At 67.4% G+C, this 24,444-nt stretch carries 23 protein-coding genes and 2 pseudogenes; 12 read left to right on the top strand and 13 right to left on the bottom strand.

All coding sequences use genetic code 11. From position 1 onward, the window contains the following. Window positions 1–64: 64 nt before the first annotated feature. Window positions 65–622 (top strand): hypothetical protein, encoded by a 558-nt coding sequence (locus SK854_RS40265; RefSeq protein WP_319980401.1) that lies wholly within the window; start codon window positions 65–67, stop codon window positions 620–622. Between the two features lie 148 nt (window positions 623–770). Here the strand turns inward: SK854_RS40265 and SK854_RS40260 are convergent, their stop codons facing one another. From SK854_RS40260 to SK854_RS40220, 9 genes are all read right to left on the bottom strand, one after another. After that, window positions 771–1,343: a MarR family transcriptional regulator gene (locus SK854_RS40260; protein WP_319980400.1), complete on the bottom strand. Its 573-nt coding sequence runs from the start codon at window positions 1,341–1,343 to the stop codon at window positions 771–773. A gap of 153 nt (window positions 1,344–1,496) precedes the next feature. Beyond that, the gene (locus SK854_RS40255; RefSeq protein WP_319980399.1) at window positions 1,497–2,459 is read right to left on the bottom strand and encodes a bifunctional lytic transglycosylase/C40 family peptidase; all 963 of its coding nucleotides are present in this window, start codon (window positions 2,457–2,459) and stop codon (window positions 1,497–1,499) included. Next, a complete protein-coding gene (locus tag SK854_RS40250; protein ID WP_319980398.1) occupies window positions 2,456–3,460 on the bottom strand; it encodes a replication-relaxation family protein in 1,005 nt (334 codons plus the stop codon). The genes SK854_RS40255 and SK854_RS40250 overlap by 4 nt, the downstream gene beginning before the upstream one ends. A 13-nt stretch (window positions 3,461–3,473) precedes the next feature. After that, a complete protein-coding gene (locus SK854_RS40245; protein ID WP_319980397.1) occupies window positions 3,474–5,948 on the bottom strand; it encodes a type IV secretory system conjugative DNA transfer family protein in 2,475 nt (824 codons plus the stop codon). After that, on the bottom strand, window positions 5,948–7,738 hold the full coding sequence (locus SK854_RS40240) for a VirB4 family type IV secretion system protein (protein ID WP_319980396.1): 1,791 nt from the start codon (window positions 7,736–7,738) through the stop codon (window positions 5,948–5,950). Before SK854_RS40240 ends, SK854_RS40245 begins: the two co-directional genes overlap by 1 nt. After that, window positions 7,735–8,763, bottom strand: a complete 1,029-nt coding sequence (locus SK854_RS40235) for a PrgI family protein (protein ID WP_319980395.1) — start codon at window positions 8,761–8,763, stop codon at window positions 7,735–7,737. Before SK854_RS40235 ends, SK854_RS40240 begins: the two co-directional genes overlap by 4 nt. Next, window positions 8,760–10,592, bottom strand: coding sequence for a hypothetical protein (locus SK854_RS40230; protein ID WP_319980394.1), 1,833 nt, complete (start codon window positions 10,590–10,592; stop codon window positions 8,760–8,762). Before SK854_RS40230 ends, SK854_RS40235 begins: the two co-directional genes overlap by 4 nt. Further along, window positions 10,592–10,951, bottom strand: coding sequence for a pilin (locus SK854_RS40225; protein ID WP_266037045.1), 360 nt, complete (start codon window positions 10,949–10,951; stop codon window positions 10,592–10,594). Before SK854_RS40225 ends, SK854_RS40230 begins: the two co-directional genes overlap by 1 nt. After that, entirely contained in the window at window positions 10,942–11,529 is a 588-nt protein-coding gene (locus tag SK854_RS40220; RefSeq protein WP_319980393.1) for a hypothetical protein, read from the bottom strand. Before SK854_RS40220 ends, SK854_RS40225 begins: the two co-directional genes overlap by 10 nt. A gap of 962 nt (window positions 11,530–12,491) precedes the next feature. Between SK854_RS40220 and SK854_RS40215 the strand changes: the two genes are divergently transcribed. The 8 genes and pseudogenes from SK854_RS40215 (at window position 12,492) to ligD (ending at window position 19,207) form a co-directional block, all read left to right on the top strand. Continuing rightward, window positions 12,492–12,983, top strand: a complete 492-nt coding sequence (locus tag SK854_RS40215; RefSeq protein ID WP_319980392.1) for a hypothetical protein — start codon at window positions 12,492–12,494, stop codon at window positions 12,981–12,983. Continuing rightward, window positions 12,883–13,864, top strand: a pseudogene (locus tag SK854_RS40210) (TRM11 family SAM-dependent methyltransferase). Before SK854_RS40215 ends, SK854_RS40210 begins: the two are co-directional and overlap by 101 nt. After that, window positions 13,861–14,895 carry a DNA cytosine methyltransferase gene (locus tag SK854_RS40205; RefSeq protein WP_319980390.1) on the top strand — a complete coding sequence of 345 codons (1,035 nt, stop codon included), beginning with the start codon at window positions 13,861–13,863 and terminating at the stop codon, window positions 14,893–14,895. Before SK854_RS40210 ends, SK854_RS40205 begins: the two are co-directional and overlap by 4 nt. Beyond that, on the top strand, window positions 14,892–15,341 hold the full coding sequence (locus tag SK854_RS40200) for a hypothetical protein (protein WP_319980389.1): 450 nt from the start codon (window positions 14,892–14,894) through the stop codon (window positions 15,339–15,341). The genes SK854_RS40205 and SK854_RS40200 overlap by 4 nt, the downstream gene beginning before the upstream one ends. A gap of 5 nt (window positions 15,342–15,346) precedes the next feature. Next, window positions 15,347–16,372, top strand: a complete 1,026-nt coding sequence (locus SK854_RS40195) for a tyrosine-type recombinase/integrase (RefSeq protein ID WP_319980904.1) — start codon at window positions 15,347–15,349, stop codon at window positions 16,370–16,372. 77 nt (window positions 16,373–16,449) lie between these two features. After that, on the top strand, window positions 16,450–16,773 hold the full coding sequence (locus tag SK854_RS40190) for a hypothetical protein (protein ID WP_319980388.1): 324 nt from the start codon (window positions 16,450–16,452) through the stop codon (window positions 16,771–16,773). Continuing rightward, window positions 16,770–17,096 carry a hypothetical protein gene (locus SK854_RS40185; RefSeq protein WP_319980387.1) on the top strand — a complete coding sequence of 109 codons (327 nt, stop codon included), beginning with the start codon at window positions 16,770–16,772 and terminating at the stop codon, window positions 17,094–17,096. Before SK854_RS40190 ends, SK854_RS40185 begins: the two co-directional genes overlap by 4 nt. 110 nt (window positions 17,097–17,206) lie before the next feature. Next, the gene (gene ligD / locus SK854_RS40180; RefSeq protein WP_319980903.1) at window positions 17,207–19,207 is read left to right on the top strand and encodes a DNA ligase D; all 2,001 of its coding nucleotides are present in this window, start codon (window positions 17,207–17,209) and stop codon (window positions 19,205–19,207) included. On the opposite strand, the gene arsM is transcribed toward ligD, so the two are convergent. Next, window positions 19,158–20,054, bottom strand: a complete 897-nt coding sequence (arsM, locus tag SK854_RS40175) for an arsenite methyltransferase (RefSeq protein WP_319980386.1) — start codon at window positions 20,052–20,054, stop codon at window positions 19,158–19,160. The genes ligD and arsM overlap by 50 nt on opposite strands. Before the next feature lie 79 nt (window positions 20,055–20,133). Here arsM and SK854_RS40170 point away from each other — a divergent pair, with 79 nt between their 5' ends. Beyond that, window positions 20,134–20,490 (top strand): ArsR/SmtB family transcription factor, encoded by a 357-nt coding sequence (locus tag SK854_RS40170; protein WP_319980385.1) that lies wholly within the window; start codon window positions 20,134–20,136, stop codon window positions 20,488–20,490. A gap of 84 nt (window positions 20,491–20,574) precedes the next feature. Here SK854_RS40170 and SK854_RS40165 read toward each other — a convergent pair whose 3' ends face one another. Beyond that, window positions 20,575–21,240, bottom strand: a complete 666-nt coding sequence (locus SK854_RS40165) for a permease prefix domain 1-containing protein (protein ID WP_319980384.1) — start codon at window positions 21,238–21,240, stop codon at window positions 20,575–20,577. Then, window positions 21,222–21,560 carry a PadR family transcriptional regulator gene (locus SK854_RS40160; RefSeq protein ID WP_319980383.1) on the bottom strand — a complete coding sequence of 113 codons (339 nt, stop codon included), beginning with the start codon at window positions 21,558–21,560 and terminating at the stop codon, window positions 21,222–21,224. The genes SK854_RS40165 and SK854_RS40160 overlap by 19 nt, the downstream gene beginning before the upstream one ends. A 107-nt stretch (window positions 21,561–21,667) precedes the next feature. On the opposite strand from SK854_RS40160, the gene SK854_RS40155 reads away from it, so the two are divergent. Both SK854_RS40155 and SK854_RS40150 read left to right on the top strand, forming a co-directional pair. Beyond that, window positions 21,668–23,776, top strand: a complete 2,109-nt coding sequence (locus SK854_RS40155; protein ID WP_319980382.1) for a PEP/pyruvate-binding domain-containing protein — start codon at window positions 21,668–21,670, stop codon at window positions 23,774–23,776. Between the two features lie 5 nt (window positions 23,777–23,781). Continuing rightward, window positions 23,782–24,237: a hypothetical protein gene (locus SK854_RS40150; RefSeq protein WP_319980381.1), complete on the top strand. Its 456-nt coding sequence runs from the start codon at window positions 23,782–23,784 to the stop codon at window positions 24,235–24,237. Here SK854_RS40150 and SK854_RS40145 read toward each other — a convergent pair. Further along, window positions 24,222–24,444 (bottom strand): annotated as a pseudogene (locus tag SK854_RS40145) (cupin); the annotation flags it as partial. The gene SK854_RS40150 and the pseudogene SK854_RS40145 sit on opposite strands and share 16 nt — an antisense overlap.

The raw sequence follows: 24,444 nt of genomic DNA, 5'->3' as shown, positions 1-24,444 counted from the left end.
CTTAGACATTGTTCGCTCAACATTCCAACGAAAGGCCGCTATGAACACGCCATTCCCTCATACCGTGGTCGATGAGAGCCTCAGTGCGACCGAGGGCTACTACACGCTGTTGCGGATCGTGCACCTCGGTCCGCACACGGTCCGAGTGCGAGTCCATCGGCAGATCGAGGTGGAGCCGTGCTTCGCCGCGGCCGAGGTCCTCAGCGTTGACATGACCTGGACGCCTCTCGTCATGCACCACCCGGACGACTGGTTCGACCGGACGGCGACGCCGTTCAAGCACATCAACGTCAAAGCCGAGCTCGAGCCCCTCGCGGACGGTTTGATGCAGCGCGTCACGGCGATCCTCGTCAAGTCGATCTCCATCCCCGAGCACGTCCTGGATGTCGTCGGCGCGCTGTTGGCCATGGCCTACGGCAGCACGGGCGAACACCTGGTCACTCCCGATGACGTGCGGTGGGCGAAGGCCAACGGCGGCCCGTTCCGCGCTATCGACCGGAGGGACGGCAGCGTGCTGCTCACCAAGGCACATCGGTACGACTGCCCGTTGCTCACCAGCGAATGCGACGTCCCCTGCGACGGCAAGTGCCAGGCCGCAGGTGGTGATCCATCACTGAACTAGGTTCCAGCCCTTAGCTTCACCCGACCGACGACGCGGAGTCGCCGGTCGGCCTTCTTCTCCCGGGGGTTTGCTCGCTTCCCTCAAGCACCAAAGCAAGCCGTTGCCGAACCCTTAGGCCCGGCAACGGCATCAGCTCAGAACGTTCTACTTATTCCGTGGCGGTGGGCGCGATCGCGAACCGCTTCGGCGCCTCTTGCGTCTTGACCACGGTTCCAGCCGACGTCAACTTCTCCAGCGCGTTGTTCACCGCGCCCTGAGAACGGCCAAGGGCCCTCCCGATGTGTGTCGGTCCGAACTCCTCACCCGGATGCATGCGGAGGTAGTCCTCCGTCAGCGCCCTCAGCGCACCGGACTTCAGCCGCCCTTCCGGCAGCGGGTCGAACGGCTCACGCGCAGGAACTACGGCTTCGGCCAACTCAGGTTCCGCAACCACTTCCGGCTCCACCACGTCAGTGGCGACAGCCGACCACAGATCACCAGCGCGTCGGCCGTCGACCACCCCGCGCGCCGTGCGTATTGCGGTCCCATTTGCCTCCCAGCGCGCCAGAATCTTTCCGGCGGTGGATTTGTTGATCCCGATGCTGGCCGCCAAGTCAACGGCCGTAGAACCCGGCGCGGCGACCAGCGCCGCCCGCAGTTTGTCAGCAGCCGTTTCAGGCGCTGCGACATCGCTGTCCCTTTCGATCTTGGTTGTCGTCTTGGTTCGGTTCTTGCTGGGCATGACGGTCTCCGCTTCTGGGACGTGGTTACGCGGGTCATGCCCTGGCCAGGGCTTGCATTTAGCCTGCGGCGCGCTACCGCTTGAATCGGCTACAGGACTATGAACGCTTCCTTCAACACGAGAAGTCAAGCGGCTACTAGAAGAAGCTCTGTCTCATGTAGACACAGCGCGGTGCGGCCGCGTTGCCCCGTAGTAGTCGTCTCCGGTCCAGCGGTACGGGCCGATCTTCACGACCTGCCCGAAGGTGGGCGCGTGAATCATCTGCCCTGCGCCGATGTACAGACCAACGTGGTGGACGTCCCGCGACGTCCCGTAGAACACCAGATCGCCCGGCAGGAGCGGTTCTCCAGCCGGTACCTGCGGCCCGGCGTCGTGTTGGGTGTGCGCTGTGCGGGGCAACTCGACGCCAGCAGCGTCGTACGCCGCCCTGGTGAGTCCGCTGCAGTCGAACCCGCCTTCCGCCTCGCCGTCTCCACCCCAGATGTAGGGCAGGCCCAGCTGCGCGCACGCGAACTCGATGGCGATGCGAGCTGCGGGCGTGGCCGACCGGATCTCGGCGCAGTTCCCGGTGCCGAGGTTGGCTGATTCGGCGTACTTTCGCGCTTGCTCAAGCACGTCACGCACGTACCAATCGGCGTGGTTGTACGCGAAGATCGCCTTGTACAGGTCTTGAGGAGCCCCCGAATCACACAGGTAGAAGGCTGCCGCGTGCACAGCATCGTGCGGGTTGTAGCGCGAGGGCGGGGTGGCACCGCCTGGCGGAAGCGCGTGACGTCCGAGCACGCCTGCGAAGGTCGGCTCGAGGAACTGCATCGGCCCCCCGGCGCCCGCGAAGTTCTCGCCGCTGGTCACACCCGGAGCGTCGAGGCGCCCGTGGTCAGTTTCGATCTTGCCGATGGCCGCGAGAATGCTCCAGTCGAGGCCCGGACAAACACGTACTGCGGCAACGTAGAGCCCGCAATACGTCGGCGGTACGTCCTCGATCGGCTTGGCACAGTTCACGTGCCCGGACGTTGAAGAACCGAACAGGGCGGACACCGCGTTGACGACACCTGCTGCTGCCAGAACGGCGACGAGCAACACCGTGCCAACTGCGGCGCCGAGCTTGGCCATCATCGGACACCGGCGCCCGGTCCCGACGCCGGAGGCGGCATCGGGTCTGGCGGAGGCAGCACCACCACCGAGTCGTTCGCCGGCTCAGCGGGGCGCGGGCAGGCTGGCAGCACCTCGCGAAGACGCACGCGGTTCGACGAGTGCGTGTTGAGCGGCAGCCAGACCGCACTCGCTGGGCTCGGTTGGTCGTCAGGTGTGAGGAGGTTGGCGGCCGCGGTGACAACCGGCAAGGCGTCTGGATTGTCGAGTCCGCGCCAAGCCACAAGGAGTTGCCTGCGAGCGTTGGCTTCTCGTCGTGCCGTTGGAAACCAGAACAGCAGCGGGGTCGAGATACCGGTGCTGTCGGCGAGAGCGCTGTAGCCCACGAGCTTCGCGACGACCTTCGTCAATGGTTCGGTGCCGAGATCGAACTCCAGGAAGAACTCGGCGTGTGAACCCCCGTGGCCGAGTAGCCCATAACCGTCCGGCCGGGTGAGGTCGCCGAAGAGCCTCGTGCACCGAACCTCGGACCACCACGCGTCGATGGTGAACGCTCCACTGCGTTGGGCGTCCGCGACGAGGCCGACGAACCACTCGTTCACGCCGACCGTGTGGGCGAGCCGCAGGCTGTGGGCGATGCCGACGGCCCGGTCATGGCGATAGCCGAGGTCCTTCACCTCGAGGCCGTGCTGCGAGGCCAAAGCTGCGGCGCCGGCAGGCGCGAGGACGTAGTGCATGGGCGCGCTCCCGATCGGCGTGAACGGCTGGAAGCGGTCGACGACGCCCCAGAGGTACAGCTCCCGCAGGCGTTGTCGTCCGGAGCGGTACGACGGGAACGCCGCCGACGTGATCAGCTCGGAGGTGAGCACGCGGTGTTCCCAGAGCATGTTGATGATCCACCGGTCTCGGGGAGTGAGCCTGGTCGCTAGCACCGCTTGGTGTCCGGCGGAGTTCGCGACGCGAGGTGCCGGTCGAGTCGACTTGGGCGCGCGGTGGTGTCGTTGCGGCGTGGGTGCGACGAGCATGCGTACTCCCTGGTCAACTGGACGTGTTGCCACGTCGCGGATCTGCTGTCCGACGCGACGCGGGCTCATCGCCATCGGGTCGTGTGTGGACGGCCTTCGGCTGGACTCGCTGGTTGTTGCGCGCAGCGGACCGGAGGAGTCGGCTTCGTCCTGGTACGGCAGGCGGAAGCGGCTCGGTGACCACGGTGAACGGCTCGGTCTCTGCGCCGTGCACGACCAGGCGGACCGCGGCGTGGAAGGCGTCGTAGTGCGACAGATCGTGAGGAGAGATCCGCGGCGTGGTGTGCCGGGCGAGGTGGTGTGCGTCCTCGGGGCTGACGTTGAAGAAGAACTTGTTGCGAGCGTTTGCCGAGATGCTTTCCTGCATCTCACGTGGAAGCTGCGAGTTGTTCTGGTGGGCGAGCACCAGTGACAGCCGCAGAGCCCGCGCTTCGGGGAGCATGTCGTCGACCGCGTACGGCAAGTTCAGGAAGTTGTGGAACTCGTCGAGCATGAGGGTCGCGTCGTGTCTGTCGCGCTGCGGCGTGCGGGCGCGGGCCGTGGCGACCTGCCATACGTTGGCGACCACGATCGAGCCGATGAGCCTTGCGGTCTCGTCGCCGAGCGAGCCCTTGGGGATGCGGACGAGACAGATTCCTCCGTTGTCCAGGACTTCCTTCATGTCCACAGTGGATCGGCCAGCGGCGACGGTGTCGCGGACGAATCTGCGCAGCAGGAAGGCTCGGAGCTTGTTCATCAGGGGCGCGATGACCTGGGATCGGCTGGCGTCGCTGAGATCGTCGTACCAGGTCCAGAAGCCGCGGAGCACCGGATCCGTGATTCCGGCGGTGGTCCGGGCTCGGTAGGCAGGGTCGGAGAGCAGTTTCGGGACGTCGGCCAGCGTCGCGACGCCGTCCGTCATCCGGAGCGTGAGGCAGGCGGCTCGCATGACGTCGTCAGTACGTGGTCCCCAGAACGCGGAGTACACGCGGCGGAAGATCGAGACGAGGTTGTCGACGGCGAGGTCCGGGTCGCCACCGTCGAGCGGGTTGAGGCACGGCGGCCGGTTCCGGGAGTCCGCGTCGAAGAGGACCACCCTGTCCGCGGCTGCGGCGGGCAACCGGGACAAGAGGTCGGTGACCAGGTCGCCCTTCGGGTCGATCACGACTGCGGCACGTCCCGCTTCGGCGTCCGCCAGAACGAGCTGGGCCAGCAGAGTGGACTTGCCGGAGCCGGTGGCGCCGATGACGTGCATGTGGTGCCTGGCGTCCGCCACCCGGAGACCAACCGGCCTGCTGTGACCGCTGTCAGTGCGCCCGAGCGGCTTGACGTCGTGGCCGGTTGCAGGGATTCCGGGTGGTGGAGCGATTGCACGGGCGCCAGCACGTTGAACACCAGGAAGGGTGTCATCGGTCGGCAAGTGCGCAATGGCGGCGAGTTCCGGAACCGAAAGCAGATCTCCTCGTCCGAGTCGGCGTTCGGCGAGAGCGACGGCCGGCCTACGCAGCCGCCTGCGGGCGAAGTGGTTGTGCTCGGTGTAGGTGGCGAACGTCGTCGCCAAGGCATGAGCTCGTCCGCGAATCGCAGCTCGCGCCAGGCGCACGTCGGTGTCGGTGGCATCGGCGCCGAGCAGCGTCGAAACGCCGTACCGAACCACGGTTTCGAACTGGCTGCTGCGCTGCTTGTTCACGGACGCACGGCCCTGAGCCGACATCTCGAGCCTGTACTCAGGGCTGATGTGGCTGGTTCGGGTGCCGGAACCTCGACGTGAGGCTCTCAACGACGGCGTGAGCATGTCGAGCAAATGCCCGGCGAGGTTGGTGCTGCTCCGGCTGCCGCGTCGTGCTCGTGCAAGGCGGCGGCCGGTGGCCGGACGGGCGAGGACCTGCACGCACGCGTGTTCGTTGTGTCCTAGCCCTACCGGCGCCCCGAGCAGTCCGCGAAGCGGATCTGCGGCGAAGTCGATGCGCAGGGGTAGCGCCTCTGCACGGGCGAGGCGCAGCTCTCCCCCAGCTACCAGCAGTTGCTCACCTGGGCCGGCGAGCGGAAGAGGTGCTTCGGCTGGCGTGGTGCTTGTATGGGCGCCGGGCCATGCGGCCTCGACAGCCCGTTCCACGAGACCCGGCGGAATCGCGCCGGGCACCCACAACCGGATGCCCACACCTGCTTGGGAGAACGTGAACTCGAAGGCCAGGTGCGGCTGACCGGTGAGCAATCGGTGCCAGGCTGGGCGCAGAAGCCCTACGAGGTGCGACCAGAGCGCAGTACCGCCGGTCGGATCGGGCTGCGGTGGCACCCGGACGGTGACCATCCGCGCCTCAGCCGTGAGGTGCGTGTGACAGCGGCGGCGCCAGAACCGGCGTGCGGCCAGCCCTACAACAGCGCCTACCACTGCAACGGGTCCCACGACGGGGCCGGATGCGATCACCCAGTCCTGCGCGTTGGAGATGAAGTCGCCAACCCCCGCGCCCGGATCGGTCAGATAGTCGTCAATCCAGCTGCTCGTCATCACGCCGCCTCGATGTCGTCGATGTCGACGTACGCCGCCTCGGCGCCTTCGAGCTCGTCAGTGAGCTCCGCCGGGTTGGTGGTGATCAACTCGTGCTCGGCCGGAGACGCGATGCCCTGGAACGCGACGCGCTGTGTTCCGGTGGACAGCAGCCCTTGGCCCCGTTCAGCGGACAGCAGGAACTCCTGCTCGCCCTCCGAGAGATGGAAGAGGTGGGCGAGCTTCTCGATCGCCTGCGGTGCCTGCCGCAGCAGGATCTGCGTTTCGGCGTTCGCAACCACCGCTTGGCCGATGTCGTTGCCGAGAACGTCCACTGCGTCCTGAGTGATCACGGTGAGGCCCGCGTTGTTCTTCCTGCCGACCTTCGAGGTCTTGAACAGGAAGGCCGCCCCTGCTGGCTCTTTGATGAGCCACCACGCCTCGTCCACCACGACGAGGCGTCGCCGGCGGATCGCCGGGTTGGTGATGCGCCGCCACACCGTGTCCAGCGTCAGGACCGTTCCGACGCTCTTCAGCTCGTCCGGGAGGTCACGGAGGCTGAACACAATCAGATGACCTTCGGGGTGCGTGGTGGTCTGGCCGTCGAAGAGCTTGCTGAAGGCGCCATCGACGTAGGGACGGAGTTGGGCGGCGAGATCGGTTGCCGTCTTGTCGCCGTAGTCGTCGAGCACCTCGCGCAGCGTTCGCAAGGTGGGGACTGGCCGAGACCATGTTCGAGCGTCGGCGGTGATACCGACCGACTCGTACGCCGCAGCGATCGCCTGATCGAGAACCGCTCGTTCTGTCCCGTCGAGCTCGCGTCCGATGAGGACTGCGATCACGGTGTGCAGGAACAGAGCACGCCGCTGGAGCGCATCGCGCGGCGCAGAACGGCGGCCGTCAGCGCGGATGTGAACCGGCAGGTCGAACGGGTTGAGGCGCACGTCGTCCGCACCGAGCCGGACCTGCACACCACCGACCGCCGCGGCGAGCCGGAGGTACTCGTCCTCGGGGTCGATGACCGCGACCTCGACACCGCGGTAGAGCGACCTGAGCAGTTCGAGCTTGACCAAGTAGGACTTCCCCGCGCCGGACCGGCCGAGGATCACGGAGTTGTGGTTGTGCATCCCGGCGCCGAAGCGATCCCAGTGGACCAGCCCTTGGGAGCCGATGTTGTAGCCGTAGAGCACCCCGGACGGCGCTGCGACGCTCGTCGGGTCGGGCGCCGGCAGGTCCGGCGAGGTGAACGGGAAGGCTGCGCTCAGCGCACTCGTGTCGAAGGTGCGACGCATCCCGATCAGGTCCATGCCCAACGGCAGCGTGGACACCCAGCCCTGCAGGCTTCGGTACGTCGTGTGTTTGGCATCGAGCAGCAAACTCGCGCACAACGACCGGAGCGCGGCGACTTCGTCCGCCAGTTCCCGCTCACCGGCGGCGTGAATGGTGAGGTACAGGCCGACCCGATAAAGCTTGCCCTCCCCACGGGCGACGCGGTCGGACAGATCGTGCGCGTCCGCGGTCGCGATGTCGGCTTGCGGATCTGGGAGCCGACCGTGCTCGGCGTCGTGCCGGCGCCCGGACTCCAGTCGCGCGAGTTGCTTCTTCAGCCGGGCCGCCGACGTGGCCGGGTCGACGGGGTCGATGTGCAGCGAGACGTCCAACCGGCCGGGGTAGTTCAGCAGCGGTGAGAGCCAGCCCGGGTAGACCTCACGCGGGAAGCCCGTGATGGCGAAGCTCGCCACCCATTCGTCGCCAAGCTCCAGGTGCCGAGTGCCCACAGAGATGGCGTCCGGAACGATCGCGTTGATCATGGCGCCTGCTCCCAGTCGTAGTCGGACGCGGTCGTGATGACCTCGCTCGCGTTGGCGAGTCCGGCAGAAGGCGGCAGGAGGGTGTCGGGGTTGCACGCCGCCGCGAGTACTGCGGTCGCTTGTCCCGCATCCAGCGGCGTGATGACGACGCCAGCGCTCGTGAAGAGTTCGATCGCGTCGTTCAGCCGCCGGACCAACTGCGCTTCGGCAGCGCGTCGAGGCCCCTCACCCACCTGCCCACCTCCGCGACGGCGGAGCATCGGCAATGCGCCCTTGGTCTCCTGGGCGATGCCGAACGGCTCGCGCAGCACCAGGAGAACCTGTCGACGCAACAGTTCGGTTCCGGCACCCAGGTGTTCGAGGAAGTCCGCGTGCTCGCGCGCCGCCCGCTCCAGTGCTGGGTGCGGAAGCCCGCCAGCGGTGTCGCGGAGTTCGGCGATCTGTTCGGAGAGATCGAGCCGGTGTGCGCGGACCAGCACCTGAACGGGCCCGGTGAGCGAGTGCAGGTACCTGCCGAAGCTCGAGACGATGGCCTGCTGTTCCATCGGCGTTCGGAGAGCGAAGTTGACGGTGCTGGCCACGGCGACGAGCGCCAGGCCGTCCATTCCGAGGTCCACAACGCCGGTCACTGTCACGTCCTCCACCGGCAAACGCAACGGAGACGACGCGAGCTCGTGCTCGGCGCCGGAATCCACGCTGGCCGTGATCCAGTCCGGTGTGGACGAGGCGTCTTCTGGTGCCGCGACATGCCTTCGTGGCGTCAAGTGCTGCCGGAGTGCGGACCAAAGCAGGCGGTCCAGCGACACTCCGTCACGCTGGCCAAGAGCGAGCACGACCGAGACCGTCGCGATCGGGAGCGCGAGAACCAGGAACGCTGGCAGCGGGACAAATCGCTGGGTGACCGCCCACGCGACGTAGAGCGTCACCCCGGTCGTGGTGAGGATGGTGAGCTGTCGTCCGGTGAGGCCGAACAGGATGCGATCGGGCCGGTCGACGTCAGCAGGAATTCGCACGGGTCGCGTCATGACGCACCACCGGTAGTCGGCTTCGCGCTTCGCGGTGCGCGGGCAGGCGGGTCGAGCGGAAGCCGCAGCTGACGCGAGCGCGCTCGGCGCGGAGACGACGACGGTTTCGGAGGCGGCGGAGGCGCAACGCGGGCCACCCCTTCGAGCGGCAACGCGTACTGACCATCACGTTGCGGTCGTGTCCCGGCGAACGGGTCGAAGGGAAGTTCCGGTTGATGCACTCGGCCAGCAGTTCGCCGGGGCTGCTTGGGCGCAGGCGGTGCTGGCGCTGCTGGCGGCTTCGGAACGCGCGCGACATCGAGCGGTAGTGCGTACTGACCGCGACGCGTCGGCCGAATGCCTCGATATGGGTCGAACGGGATCTCGAGCTGCTTGCCCGGATCACGTCGGGGCACGGTCGCCGGACTTGCGGCCGCAGGACTGCTCGGAGCCACCCGAGGAACGTCGATGGGGAGCCGATACTGGCCGCTGCGGGTCAGCACTGGCCGATCCGTCGGCCACCCCTTTTCGAACGGAAGGGCGAGTTGTCGGCCCTGGGGTTTCCGTACTCCGCCCGCCTGAGGCGCTGCAGGCACCGGAGCGGCCTTGGGGCGTCGCCTCAGCCCGGACAACGGCAGCATGAATTGGCCAGACGCGGTCGCCTTGACGTTCGAGTACGGGTCAGGCGGTCCAGCAGGTGGGCGAGCCGCACGGGCGCCAGCTGCCCGTGTCGAACCTGCCATGCCCCCGCGGATCAGACCGAAGGTCTTGTAGGCGATGAAGCCGCGGATCAACGAGCCGAGGAAGGTGCGACCGCCGCCGAGCTGAACACGTTGCATGACCCAGCTCGGGATCTTGACCAGGATCCACAACAGAGCACCGGCGACGATGAGGTTCAGAACGTTGTCCGGGTTGGGGCCGAAGATGCTGAAGCCCCCGTCGGACAGCAGGACGCGCAACCCGACGATGAGAACGAGTGACTGTCCGATCTGGATCGCGAGCACGCCGCCGAACGCACGCCACCACCATCGTGCGATCCCATCTGTCTGCTGCAGGCCGTGCAGGATGAGACAGAGGGGTGCGCCGGCGAGAAGCAAGGCGGTCACCGCAACTCGCACGGCATAGGTGCCGAGCAACGCCAGGAGCAGCACGATGATGCCGAGGCTGACGAGCAGGTTGAAGATGCTGCCGCCGGTTGCCGCGCTCGTCACGGTGTTCGCGAACATCCCGGCGAGTTGCTTGGCGGCGGCGTCCGGGTCCACTCCGCCGGCGACGAGTGCGTACGACAGCGCGTTCGCGAACTCGACAGCTCGTCCCGCGAGAAGCAACGACAGGTTCGCGGCCAGGAACCCGATGACGATGCGGGGCGCGGTCTCGCGGATGGTGGTGCGCGTCTGCAACGTCTCGTACGTCATCAGGATCAATCCGGCCACCGTGATGAGCAGGGCGTAGCTCGCGACCGCGATTCCGCGGGACGACTCCCACAACTCGGCGATGCGAGGGACCTGGTCCAGGCGAGGCGTCGCCAGCAAGGTCTCGCCGACCGTCTTCAGCAGCGGGTTGAGCGCGCCCACCACCAGCGCCGAGAAGAAACTCGTGATGCCTTCCGACACGCACGCACCGACGTCGGTGATCCCGCACTCGTCCGACCTGGGAACGGGCGGTGTCGAGGGAGGTGGTGCAGAAGTCGTCGGCGGACTGGTTGTCGTCGTGGTCGGGTTGGGCGGTTGCGGTTCCGCGGCAGCCGAGGTGACTCCGACGCTGAGAATCGCGGCGAGCGCACCGAACACCGCCCACGCGATCCGCCGCTTGGTCGTCGAAGGACGAGTGGCTGTGGAGGCGGTGTTCATCACCGTTCTCCGACCAAAGTCTTGAGAATCGCGACGAGCAACGGCGCGAGCATGGCGATGGCGAACCCGACGCCACCGGCTTTGAACGATGCCTTCGCCTTGTCGACCTCACCGGGTTCCGACCCGTTGATGAGGAGCCGCAGCCCGCCGATCGAGAAGCACACGGTGGCGATGGCGGCGGCGATGCCGATGATCCAGTTGCGGATGTTGTTGAGGACTTCGTCCAACGTGGACGCGAGCGCTACTACGTATACAGGTTGTGCAGAGGCGGTCGACGTAGCGATCAGCAGCACGACGACGACCAACTCGGTGAGAAGAAGAACCCGGCTGCTGTGGCGGAACGAACGAATCAAGCGCATCGCGGCACCTCCGGAGTCGTGCTCGACGGCGGCGCGGGCACGTCGGGCGAACTGGTGTGCGTGGAGGCGATCGGCTGCCTCTCGCACCCCTGAACTCCGGATCCGGAAGCGTTCGGGGACACCGCGCCGATGTCGTCGCGCAGGTAGAGGGCGAGGCGACGTTCAGCGCGCTGGCGAGCTTTCTTCGTGGCCTCGTAGCTCGCGCCGCGCTGGTCGGCGACTGCGGCCAACGGCACCTTCTCCAGCCGGGTCAGTCCGATCAGGTCGGCTTCGCTGCGCGAGATCGCCCCGGCTTCGACAGCACGGGCGAGGACGAAGTCCGGATGTCCCAACGGCGCAACTGGAGATGCCGAAGCAATCGCGCTGGCCGACGGAGCTGGCGTGTCCAGTGCTTCTCGGAGAGCTGCGTGTCCGGCGCGATAGGCGGCCCAACGCAGCCGCACCATTACGCGCGGACGACTGAGGTCGATCGTGGCGAGTTCGGCGAGAAAGCCGGTGAGCACCGAACTGTGGATGTCGCTCGGATCGTCGGCGAACCGAGCCGTCAGCTTCGACGCGACGTTGAGTAGCGCTGGCAAAGCGATCCCTGCGCAGGCGACCGTCCACGTTGAACCTTCGGTCCGAGCGAGCCGGACGAGGTGAGTCCACACGGCATCGCGGACGCTCTGTGGGCATGTCCGGCGCAGCAACAGGTCACGGACTTCGTCCACCCGAACCCGGCGATCAGGGAACCCGTCGAACAGGCTCCCGTCGACAGACACCGGATGAGGGCCGGCGACGAGCCACGCGAAAGCAGAGCGGACGACGTCGAGCGGCATCGAGTCGGCAGTGATGCCAGGGCAGTTTCTGGGAAGCATCGGAACTCCTGACGAAGTGGAAATCCAGCTCCGTCAGGACGCCACGCCGACCATCACCAAACTCTGACCCAGCAATGACCTGGCTCTTACCAACTGCATTCACGCCTGCCATGGCGGGCACGGGCGAGCGAACGAGTTAACAGCTGCTCACACCTCCGCTACCAGCGGATTAGCACCTCGGTACTTGTCCGGTACTCGATCGGTTAGCGCCCTTCACGCCGTCTGGAGCCCAAAAAGAATTCGCACGTCCCGAACAGGATCCGCATTCGGAGTTCAGGGGTGTCAATCACCGCCTGCCAATCAGGCGACCCCCCGAATCTGGAGGATCCGTGACGCGACTCGGCGATTCCCCTGGTACCGACAGGACGGCACGCCGTCCTGGAGCACGACCGCCCTCAGCACCTGGCAGCGCCCGCGCTGACGGCAACCGCAGGCCGTATCCGACAGCGCCCAACGTCAGCAGGGTCAGTCCGGCCCGGCCTGCGAGGCGCTCGTCCCCATCCACGACAAGCCCAACGCCGGCGACCGTGTGGGCTTGCGGCCCTGCACAAGTTCCGCTGGACGAGGACTGGCCGGTACGCCTGATTCAGCAGGTGGTCCGCGCGTTCAGCCGCCCGCGCGACCGAGTCGTCGTACTGCCTTGGCCGACCAGCTCCAACTCCACCAAGCCAGCGGTCGAAGCCGTGAACGATCTCGGCCGTCGGGCGAACTCTGAGTCCGATGTGGAGCGAGAGCCGTCCGCGACCGCCGATCTGGTAGTCACCAGCACGCCGCCTCACCAGGCGATCGCAGAGTTGGCGGACCAGGTCGTGCTCACTGCGGCACGACTGCTCCGAGTAGGCGGCGTCCTCGTCGTGTTGACCTACAACGACGCGGTCAGCGGTGAACTCGTCGACCGCACCGGCCAGCTCGTCACCAGCGCCCAGTACGCCGATCTCCTCTATCTCCAGCACATCGTCGCCGTGCACGCCCCGATCCACAGCGGCCGGTTCCAAGTGGACCTCAACGACCACGACGCGGAGGACCTACGTCGTGCGCGACACCGCGCCGCGGTGCGCGGTCTTCCCGCGCCGCATCGCCGCATCCACTCGGACGTGCTGGTGTTCGCCCAGCCGCACGACCACGCCGCTCGGCCGCTCGCCAACGCCGTCATCGAAGCGGGGGTCATCCGATGAACAGCGAACTCCCGGTGTCCGTCTGGTCGACGGCTCAGACCTCGCCCTCTACCCAGCGGAAGAACCGCTACACCCGCGAGTCGACCGCGCATCCCGCGAAGATGCTGCCCGACGTCGCGCGCTACGCCATCGCGCACTACACAAAGCCCGGCGACCTCGTGCTGGACCCGATGTGCGGCATCGGCACAACGCTCGTCGAGGCCGTCCACCTCGGACGGCGCGCCGTGGGCATCGAGTACGAGCCGCACTGGGTCACCGTCGCCGGCAACAACCTCGCTCTCGCGGCCGAGCAAGGCGTCGACCACGACGGCCAGGTCTTCCACGGCGACGCCCGTCAGCTGTCCACCTTGCTGCCCAACGAGCTGCGCGGCCAAGCCGCGCTCGTCGTGACCTCACCGCCGTACGGGCCTTCAACGCACGGCCGGGTCGCCGTGGCGCCAGGCGAAGGCATTCAAAAGTACTTCCACCAGTACGGCAGCACGCTCGACCGCGGCAACCTCGCCAACATCGGTCACCACCGACTGCTTAGCGGCTTCACCCGCATCCTCACCGCGCTCACCGAGTTCATGCGTCCCGGCGGGCACATCGCCATCACGGTCCGCCCGTGGCGCGAGCACGCCGAGCTCATCGACCTGCCCTCGCAGATCCTCACCTGTGGACGCAACGCCGGCCTCATTCCGGTGGAACGATGCGTCGCTCTGCTCGCACGGGTCGCCGAGCACGACTTCGTCGCCCGCGGTTCGTTCTTCCAACGCGACTTCCTCCGCAAACAGCGCGAGGCGGGGCTCCCTCTCCACCTCATCGCACACGAAGACGTGCTCGTCTTCCGCACACCACTTCGTCCGTCCCGCTCAGTGGCAGCCGAAGCGCGTGCCGCATGAAGGCACGCGTTGCACACGACCTGTCCGTCAGGTCCAGCCCCGGACCGGTGCTGGGTTCGCTCTGCACCGGCTACGGCGGCTTGGACCTCGGCGTGCTCGCAGCTTTCGGTGGCGGGCGCATCGCGTGGTGCGCCGACCACGACCCAGAGGTCCGAGAAATCCTCACCGCCCGCATGCCCGGCGTGCCGAACCTCGGCGACCTGCGCCTCGTCGATTGGACCGGAGTCGACCGAATCGACGTCCTCGCGGTCGGCTTCCCCTGTCAGGAGATCTCCGCCGCTGGACAACGCAAGGGCATCGAGAAGGGAACGCGCAGTGGAGTGTGGATCGATGTCGTGGCGTGCATTCGCGTACTACGACCGCAGTTCATCATCGTGGAGAACGTCGCCGCGCTCCGCTGGAGGAACGGCGGACTCCACCGCGTTCTCGGAGACCTGGCCGAGGCAGGGTATGACGCGGTCTGGCGCAGCGTTCGCGCCTCCGACGTCGGCGCGCCACACCGCCGCGAACGCGTGTTCCTGCTCGCGTGGCCCACTGTTTCCGACACCGCAAGCGCGCGACGGCGACAACCGCGGGCCCGCGGATCCCGCTCGACGCCGTGCCCTCGGCCGCCAGGTGAGCCTGCACGACGTCGTCAACGCGACGCTTGTAGCGGGTCGGCGAGCACCGCGCTCCAAGCGCAAGTCGACGCTGTCATCCAAGGCAGTTCGTCCAGTACTCCCCCGCTCTCGCCCACGAGCTGGTGCGTCTACTCCGACGTCGTAGCCCGATGGGAACACTCAACAGGTCGCGCCACACCACACCCGACCGTCCCTGGCACGCACGGCGGCCCGGTGCTGTCGCCCGCGTTCGTCGAGCACCTCATGGGTCTTCCATCTGGTTGGGTCACCGACGTTCCGCTGCTTCGAGTCGACCACCTGCGCATCCTCGGCAACGGGGCTGTCCTACAGCAGGCCGCCCACGCCGTCACGATGCTGCTCGATGACTTCCACGAAGTCGTGCACGCGTCAACCCGAGGACGTGCGGCATGAACCTCGTCGAAGCTCTGGCCGAGAGGCTGGCGGCAGACCCCGCCGGTCGCGTCATGCGTTCGCCGCGGATCGCCGGGCTCCCGGTCGCCCGGCCTCCCGAGCAAGTCCAACGGAGTTCCTCGCGCTACGCGTTCACGACCATCGACAGTCGCGGACGTCTCGGCGACAGGTCGTTGGTCCACCTGCTCAACTGGCCGCCGGGCACCTCGTTGAAACCGACGTTGCTCGACGACCAGGTCATCGTGCTCGGGCGGTCTCCCGGCACCGCGACGGTGACAAAGCTCGGCCATGTCCGGCTACCGGCGGCGATCAGGCACCGATGTCAGCTGCGCGCGGGCGACGGCCTTCTGCTCACGACCTCTACGGCCTGTGGCCTCCTGGTCGTCTGCACGGCCTCGGTGCTCGACGAGGCGCTCGCCGTGTTCGTTCGCGGAGAGTCGTCGTGAACGACATCGACCTCGAGGCAGTGCGAGTTCTGCTCAACCGCCTCGGGGTCCGGCCGGAACAGCTGCTCGACCAACCAGTACCGACCTCGATGCCGACCATCCGCGAGTACGTCGAGAGCGTAGCCAAGGCCGTGCCCGCCGGCACGCTGCGCGTGTACGAGACGTACTGGAACCGCATCGTCGACGAGTGGGGAGACCGGCCGCTAGACGAGCCGACACCGCTGGACATCAAGCAACTCGCCGAGCGAGCCAAGGTGGACGCTGTAGTCCGCAAGAACTCCCGAGGCGGCCGCTCGGCCGCGGAGCACCTCATCGCCGCAGCCCGCTGCCTCTACCAGCACGCGATCGCGGACCGTCTGATGTCCGAGAGCGACAACCCGGCACGACGCGTTGCCAAACCACGCCGACTCGCAAACACGCGACGAGCGCTTCCCGACAACCGGCTCCGCGAGATAAACGAAGTCGCCGGCTCGACCGGCAACGACCCCGAACTCGACCTCGTCCTGCTCCGCTTCCACACCGAGACCGCCGCACGTCGCGGCGGCGCACTCGCGCTCCGGCGCTGCGACCTGGACCCCGAGCAATGTCTGGTCAGGCTCTTCGAGAAGGGCGGCACCGTGCGCTGGCAACCGGTCTCGCCAACGCTGATGAGGCACCTCCTTCTTCTCTGCGAACAGCGTGGCGCCGTCGGCAACGAACAACTTCTCCGCTACCGCAACGGAGACCCGATCACGAGGCGTCGGTACGACTACCTGTGGCAGCGGCTCGGCAAACACCTGCCGTGGGTCGCCACGCAGCAAGTGAGCACCCACTGGATCCGCTACACCACGCTGACGTGGGTCGAGCGGCACTTCGGCTACGCCGTCGCGCGGGCGTTCGCCGGACACTTCGGCAAGGGCGACGCCGGCACCACGACCACCTACGTCCGAGCCACCATCGAAGAAGTCGCCACCGCACTCGCCGCGCTCACGAACGAAGAACATCCCCTGGCAGCCAGCAATCCCTCCGCAACTCTGTTCGCCAGGTCGTGACCCGATAGGACGGACTTCAAAGCGCTACACGCATCCGATCGAACATATGTGCGAATGCAGTGATAGGTTCTCGCGTCATGGATCGGCAGCTTCTCGAACCGTCCCAAATGGACGGCACGCTCACCTACAGGTACGACTCGACCGGACGACCGGTGGCCCTCTTGCCGGCGAGGTGCAAGCTCGGGCGGCACACGCTCGGCCACGCCCAGTTCCGAGCGGTCGTGCGAAACGGTGAGGCTCACATCAGCTGCCTCGCGTGCGCGACCAACGGCGCCGACGACGTATGGCGGCTGGCGGCCACGGCGCCCGCTCCCGACAGCGCCGAGCTGTCCCAGGAGCGCTACTTCGAACTCGTACTCCACCGCGCGAACCGAGCATTGACGGCGGGCAGGTGGACATGACGCTCCACAGTCCGTACACCGCGTGGGAGGGCGACACTGTCCACGGCCGGAGAGCCGTACTCACCAGCGTCGGAGTTCAGCTGGATCGCCTGTTCGCCCGTGTCGCGGACGCACCGCGACACGTGATCGAGACCGGCCTGGACATGACCGGCGAGGTCCCCGGCAGGCTTCACGGCCGCTTCCCGAGCATCGACGGCGACTGGTTCGGTGTCGTCAACTACGAGATCGGCTATGCCGACGGCCGCGCGCAGAAGGTGTACCTGGTCGACCAACTGGTGCCGTTTGACGTGCTGCGCTTGCGCGAGCGACCCAAGCGACGTTGACGGGCGAAACTAGGCCGTTCGGGCTACCTTCAGATTCCTGGTGAGCAGGCAACACGCCAGGATCGGAGGTCGCCGTGGCACACGACTCCGTTCCCGCCTGGATCGACCCGATGCTGGCCAAGCCCGACGGCGGCCGCCTGCGCGAAGGGCCGCAATGGGCGTACGAGTACAAACTGGACGGCTACCGCGTCGCGATGCGGATCGCCGCCGACGGAACGACAGTGCTGACCAGTCGCAACGGTCTCGACCTCACCGTCGAGTTCGCCGAGTTGACCGGCGTGCTCACCGCGGCGCTGCGAGGGCGCGCCGCGGTGCTCGACGGTGAGGTCGTGGTCTACAACGAGACCGGTCAGATCGACTTCGGTCTCCTGCAGCAACGCCGAGGCCGCTTTCAGAAGCACCGCACCGCCAAACGCACCGACCCCTTCGAAGACGTGCCGATCCGCTTCCTGGCATTCGACCTCCTGCAGCTCGACGACCAACTCCTCCTCGACCAGCCGTACGAACAGCGACGACACCAGCTCGCCGAGCTCCCAATGCCCGACCCGTTCCGGATCACCGTCGTGCCGTCGTACACCACCGACGACCTCACCGCCGACCGCCTGACCCCGCAGCGGCTCCTCGATCGCGTCGCCGCGGAAGGGCACGAAGGACTCGTGGCGAAACGGCTCGACTCCCCCTACCTCCCAGGCAAGCGCCCCGACTTCTGGTGCAAACACCCGCTTGTGCAGACGCGCGAGGTCATCGTGTGCGGGTGGCGGCCAGGCCAGAGCGGCTTCACCGGCACCGTCGGGGGTCTCCTGCTCGGCGCGCACGACCCGGACACCGGCGAGCTGATCTACATCGGTGACGTCGGCACCGGCTTCACCCGGCAAGACCGCGACCACCTGCGCGACCGCCTCCAGCCACTGGAGCGCTCGGGTCATCCGTTCGCGAGCCCACCTCCACGTGAGGACCTCGTACGCGCCCGATGGGTCGACCCGGTCCTCGTCGGCGAAGTCCGGTTCCGGCAGTTCACCCGCGGCGACGAGGGCCGGCTGCGGCACACCGCGTGGCGCGGCCTGCGCGCGGACCGCACCCCTTCGGAAGTGACCGCGCCACGACCCGGCCGCCCCGGCCCTCCGCCTGCTCCAGAGCCGATCAAGATCGGCAGCCGCGTGACGGTCAACGCCGGTGGCCGCACGCTCGCCTTGTCCAACTTGGACAAGCCTCTCTATCCAGACGGCACGACCAAGAGCGAGGTCATCGCCTACTACAGCCGAATCGCACCCGTCCTGCTGCCACATCTGGCGGACAGACCTGTCACGTTCGTGCGCTTCCCGAACGGCGTTCATGGGCAGAAGTTCTTCCAGAAGAACACCGACGCCAGCGCACCTGGCTGGCTGCCGACCGTGCCTTTGCGGGGCGGCGGGTCGCGCCGGAGCACGGATGCCAACGAGATCGTTCACTACCCGCTGCTTCACGAACTCGCTGCCCTCGTGTGGGCAGCCAATCTCGCGGCACTCGAACTGCACGTTCCTCAATGGACCGTGACGGATGGGGTCCGAGACTTGCCGAACCGGCTTGTGTTCGACCTCGATCCCGGACCCGGTACCACGATCGTCGACTGCTGCCGTGTGGCCGAGCGCCTGCACGACGTCCTCGTCGCCGATGGACTCATTCCGGTCGCAGCCACGTCGGGCTCGAAAGGCATGCAGATCTACGCCGGTGTCGAGGTGACCAGCGCGCAGGCTCCCTCGGTCTACGCGAAAGCTGCCGCAGTGGCTTTCGAGCGAGAAGCGCCGCAGCAGGTGACGACCAACATGGCGAAGTCACGGCGCGAAGGCAGGGTGTTCATCGACTGGAGCCAGAACAGTCCCGCCAAGACCACCATCTCGCCCTACTCGCTACGTGGCCGGGACGAGCCGACCGTGGCCACGCCGGTCACGTGGGATGAGGTTCGCGGTTGTCGGCGAGCCGAGGAGCTGGTGTTCACCGTGGACGAAGTTCTCGAACGAACCTCAGAACTCGGTGATCTCCTCGCTCCAGTTCTGCAAAACCGAGCACCGCTCCCGGCCACCTCTAGTTCTGGCAGCCGCAGCCTGACGCGGTCTTGGCCTCCGCGACGGTGACGCCGGGGTCGACGGACTGCTCGCCAGAAGTGCAGCAGGCGCTGACACCACAGCACGAATGTTCGCCTTGCGCCGGAGCCACTGCGGTAACGGGTTCGATGTCGAGTGGCTTCACCGCGCGAACGATGGTCCCGTACATGCCGTCGACTGCCTCGTACGTCGGGGTGATCTCGATGTTGGTGAACCCGGCGGCTTCCAGGCCCTCGCGGTACTCGGTGAAGGTGAGGGCCCCGGCGATGCAGCCGACGTAGGAGCCCCGCTCGGCTCGCTCGGCGGGCGCGAGGTGGTCGTCGGCGACGACGTCGGAGATGCCGATGCGGCCGCCGGGGCGTAGGACGCGGAAGGTCTCGGCGAACACGGCGGGCTTGTCCACGGAGAGGTTGATGACGCAGTTGGAGATCACGACGTCGATGATGTTGCCGGGCAGCGGGATAGCCTCGATGTTCCCCTTGAGGAACTCGACGTTGGTGGCGCCGGCCTTCTCCGCGTTCGACAGAGCCAGCGCGAGCATCTCGTCGGTCATGTCCAGGCCGTAGGCCTTGCCGGTGGCGCCCACGCGGCGGGCGGAGAGCAGGACGTCGATGCCGCCCCCAGAGCCCAGGTCCAGCACCCGCTCCCCTTCGCGGAGCTCGGCGACTGCGGTGGGGTTGCCGCAGCCGAGTGAGGCGGCGACCGCCTCGGCGGGCAGCTGGTCGCGATCGGCCGCGGCGTAGAGCGTGGCGCCGAAGTTCTCGTCGATCTCCATCGCCTCCGGGCCGCAGCACCCACCTCCCCCTTGGGACACAGCAGTCGCCGCTGCCGCATAGCTGGCGCGAACCGTTTCCCGCAGCTCGGTCTGCTCGCTCATGAGTGCCCTACCTCCAGGTTGTATTGAAGTCTGTCTATGTCATGTTGCACCTCGGCCGAAGAACAGTCAATATTGAAGTATGTCGAAGCAAGAGGGCGGTTGTTGCGAGCCCCTCTCCGAGGAGCCGCTCGCCGAGGTCCAGGCAGTCGAGCTGGCAGCGATGTTCAAGGCAATCGGCGATCCTGTGCGTCTGCGACTGCTGTCGTTGATCGCCTCGCGCCCCAGCGGCGAGGTCTGCGTCTGCGAGCTCACGCCGGCGTTCAAACTTTCCCAGCCGACGATCTCCCATCACCTCAAGCTGCTCCGGCAGGCAGGCCTGGTCGATTCCGAGCGTCGGGGAACGTGGGTGTACTACCGAGTGCGTCCGGAGACAACCGACAGGTTGGCCGCCTTGCTCGCGAGCGTGAGTGGCGAACAGCGCACTGCCGCGGTGTAGGTCCAGTAATTCCTCACCGTGCCGGTGGAGCCCCCACGCCCGCCGGGTCATCGAGCAACCTGGCGTTGATCCCCGCACGCGCGGTCATCCTGCCGATCTCCGCGGTGAAACTCGGTCGTCACCACTAAGTGCCTGCCGCGCGCTGACACACGCGTGCAGCAGATAAACGCTGCAACTGAGTCGAATCAGGCTCGCCAGTACGGCCACGATGGCCAAGGCGCTGAGCTTGGCATCGAAGCCGATGGCCAGAGCGGTGAGCATGCCGAGGTCGCCAGCCATGCAGCCCACCACGACCGCTGTGGCACCAGTCAAGGCGCGACGAGGTGCAGCGGACGGCAACCAGCGGCTCAAACTGCCAGTGGTGGCCAGCACCAACAGTCCTATGAGCACTGCGGCACCGATCAACGGCAGCACCGGAATGCCTGCCGGTGACGTCGGCGCGAGCAGAAGCAACCACCACACGCCCACCAGCGGGCCGGTGACGACCAGCGCCGTGACGACGTGGCGGGCCTGTTGGGTGACCAACTCCCCGGCGAAGGCGGCTGCGACCTGGTCAACCGTGCCGAACTCGCCGACAGCGGCCTCGGCGGCCACTCTGGGCGGACTGCCACTCTCGGCATGGCGGGCAGCGGCTTCCGTCAAACCGTCGCGAAGCTCGTCGAGCACCGCGACGCGCGCCCGGCGCGGGCCCGGAAGACGAGTCGCGAGGGCGGCCAGATAGCCCTCGATGATCAGGGCGTCGCGGGCCATTGTCGCCCCGCCAGCAACGCCGACACCGCCGTCGAGAAGGTGTCCCAGACGTCTCGTTCGGCCTTCAAGGCCTGGCGCCCGGCCAGTGTGAGCTCGTAGGTGCGGCGACGTCGGCCACCGACGGTGTCCCACCGGCTGTGCACCAGTCCGGAACGCTCCAGCCGGTGCAGCGCCGGGTACACCGTCCCGGTCGGCAGATCGAACGTGCCACTGCTGCCGTCCCGCACGGCGTCGATCACCGCGTAGCCGTGCCGCGGACCGGTTTCCAGAACCGCCAGCAGCAACGCGTCCAGGTGCCCCTTGAGCGCCTCTGGCCTCATAGGTAGCAACGCTACTCCAGCATGCTGACAAAGTCACGACTTGCCAGCTCAGCGGCTTGGAGTAGCATCGCTACATATAGCAATACTAGCTATGGGCGGTGGTGGCCGTGGACATCCTTCACCTCACCGAGGCGGCAGGAGTCGACCGCGCGGCAGCAGGCGGCAAGGCGTCCACGTTGGCCGAGCTGCTCGCGGCCGGCTTCCCCGTGCCACCGGGCTTCGTCGTGCTCGCGCACGCTTTCGAGCAGCCCGACGCAGATCTCGACGTCGCGGTGCTCGACGCCACCGCGCGGCTGGGCGACGGGCCGTTCGCCGTGCGTTCTTCGGCCGCGGCGGAGGATCTCCCGGACGCGTCCTACGCCGGGCTGTACGAGTCGTTCCTCAACGTCTCGCGCGACAGGCTCACCGAGGCGGTTCGGGCCTGCCGGGCCTCGATGACCGCTGCGCGCTTCACCGCGTACCGGGACACGCCGACGCAGATGGCGGTGCTGGTGCAGACGATGGTCGACGCCGACGCGGCAGGAGTGGCGTTCACCGCCGACCCGCTCACCGGCGACCGGGACGACGTACTGGTCACCGCGGTCCGCGGCTTGGGCGAGCGACTGGTCGGCGGCGAGGCCATCGGTGATCAGTGGACGGTGCGAGGCAGCGCGGTGCGGTGCGAGCGGGCAAGCGAACACGCGGTGGACGCCGATCAGGTTCGCGCGGTCGCCGAACTGGCCCGCCTGGTCGAGGTCCACTTCGGACGGCCGCAGGACATCGAATGGGCCTTCACGGCGGGGCGGCTGTTCCTGTTGCAGGCACGACCGATGACCGCGCTGCCCGATCCCGTCGACTGGCGCGCACCCGGCCCAGGGTTGTGGCAGCGGAACTTCCGACTCGGCGAGTGGTTGCCGGAGCCGCTGACCCCGTTGTTCGCCGACTGGGTGCTCCCCCGCATCATCGCCGGGTTCAACGAAGAAATGCGGGCGACGGTCGGCGTCTCGCTGCCGTTCGGGCACGAGCTCGTGCACGGCTGGTACTACACGACTCCGCATCCGGTCATCACGCCCGCGCGGCTCACCAGCGCGCTCGTCCGCGGCAAGCTGACCTTGGTGCGGTTCGTGCGTCATGCGCTGGTACAGCCGCTGGTGAATCCTCCTGCTGCCGACACCGCGCTTCTCGGACAACTCCATGTCCGATGGGTGGAGTTGCGCAGGCGCTACCAGCAGCTGGTCGACACCGCGGACAGCACGGTCGACGACATCGCCTTCACCGCGGGCAAGTACCTGTGGTTGCTGGCCGTCGTCGGAGGCGCCGCGTGGAAGATGGAGGCCGCGCTCGGACGTTTCGCTCGGCGGCACCTGCCAGATCAGCTTCCTGACGGTGTAGCGGTGTTGCTGGCCGGGTTGCCGGGCATCGAGACGGACATCCCGCCGCACGCGGTGTACTCGCTCGACTGGTACCACCCGATGACAACGCAGTCCACGGTGGATGAATCCCGACGCGCCAGGTCCGCCACAAACCGTGGCGCCGCAGAGAACCTGTGTCGCGCCGCGCTTACCGACCGGGTCTCGGTGCGGACGAAGTTCGACGCGTTGCTCGCCGTCGCCCAGCGCTATGCCGTCATTCGCGAGCAGCAGGCACGTGATCTCACACTCGGCTGGCCGTTGCTGCGCCGCCTCGCTCTGCAGCGGGGTGATGAACTGTCCACGGGCGATGCGACTGACATCTTCTTCTGCACCTGCGCCGAACTCGACGCCAAGGACGAGAACCTCCTCGCGGTGATCCAGCAGCGGCGCGCCACCTGGCAACGGCAACGCCGTCTGGCAGCACCGCTGCAGCTCGGTACTCCATCCCGTCTGGTCGGCGCGGTCATGAGCAGGGCAGGCGCCGCCCACACCCCGACATCGGCTGCGGACAACTCCGTCACTGGCCAACCTGCCAGTCCAGGACGAGCCACCGGCAGGGTCCGGATTCTGCATGATCCCAGCGAGCTAGATCGGTTCGTCTCCGGTGAGGTGCTCGTCGCACCGACGACCACTCCTGCGTGGACTCCACTGTTCGCCGTCGCGGCGGCAGTGGTCACTGATGGCGGCAACCTCGCCGCACACGCCTCGCTCGTCGCCCGCGAGTACGGCATCCCCGCGGTCGTGGGCACCGGAAACGGCACCCGTGTTCTGTCCGAAGGACAGACCGTCACGGTCGACGGCACCACCGGCGTCGTGAGCTGGTGAGCGCGATGGCTCTGCAGGTCCTGATCGTCGGCCACGTCCTGCTGGGACTCACGGCGACGATCACCGGAGCCGCCGCCATGCTGAGCCGGAAACGACCCGGACGACATCCCCGCCGGGGTCTGCTCTACCTCGCCGGGCTGGCAGGCGTTGCGTTGACGGGCACTGCGATCGCGCTGTCCGACTGGGGGCACCTGTGGCACCTCGCCGCCCTCGGCGCGACCGCGGCGGCCTTGGCCACGATGGGCTTCGCAGCGCGACGGACGCGATGGCGCGGTTGGCTCGCCTGGCACATCGTCGGCATGGGCGGCTCCTACATCGCGATGCTGACGGCGTTCTACGTCGACAACGGCCCGCGCCTGCCGCTGTGGCAGCTCCTACCTCCGGTCGCGTTCTGGTTCCTGCCCGCGATCGTCGGCCTGCCGCTGATCGCCTTCTCCCTGCGCCGCTACGCCCGAACCTGATGGCTTGGAGCGAGCAGTTCGTCCAGCGACGGCATCCGGGACGAGATGGTGTCGCCGGTGAACCCGGCGATCCAGCCGTCCTCCTCCTCGAAGAACCGGATCGCGCAGAACTCGGGGACCGTGCCCATGTCAAACCAGTGCCGGGTGCCGGCGGGCACCGACATCAGGTCACCGGCCTCGCACACCACTGCGTAGATGCGGTCGCCG

Origin of the sequence: Lentzea sokolovensis (assembly GCF_033949975.1) — a bacterium.
Classification (GTDB): Bacteria; Actinomycetota; Actinomycetes; order Mycobacteriales; family Pseudonocardiaceae; genus Lentzea; species Lentzea sokolovensis.
Note: the sequence above shows the minus strand (reverse complement) of the source record. Positions and strands in the feature narration are given on the sequence as shown.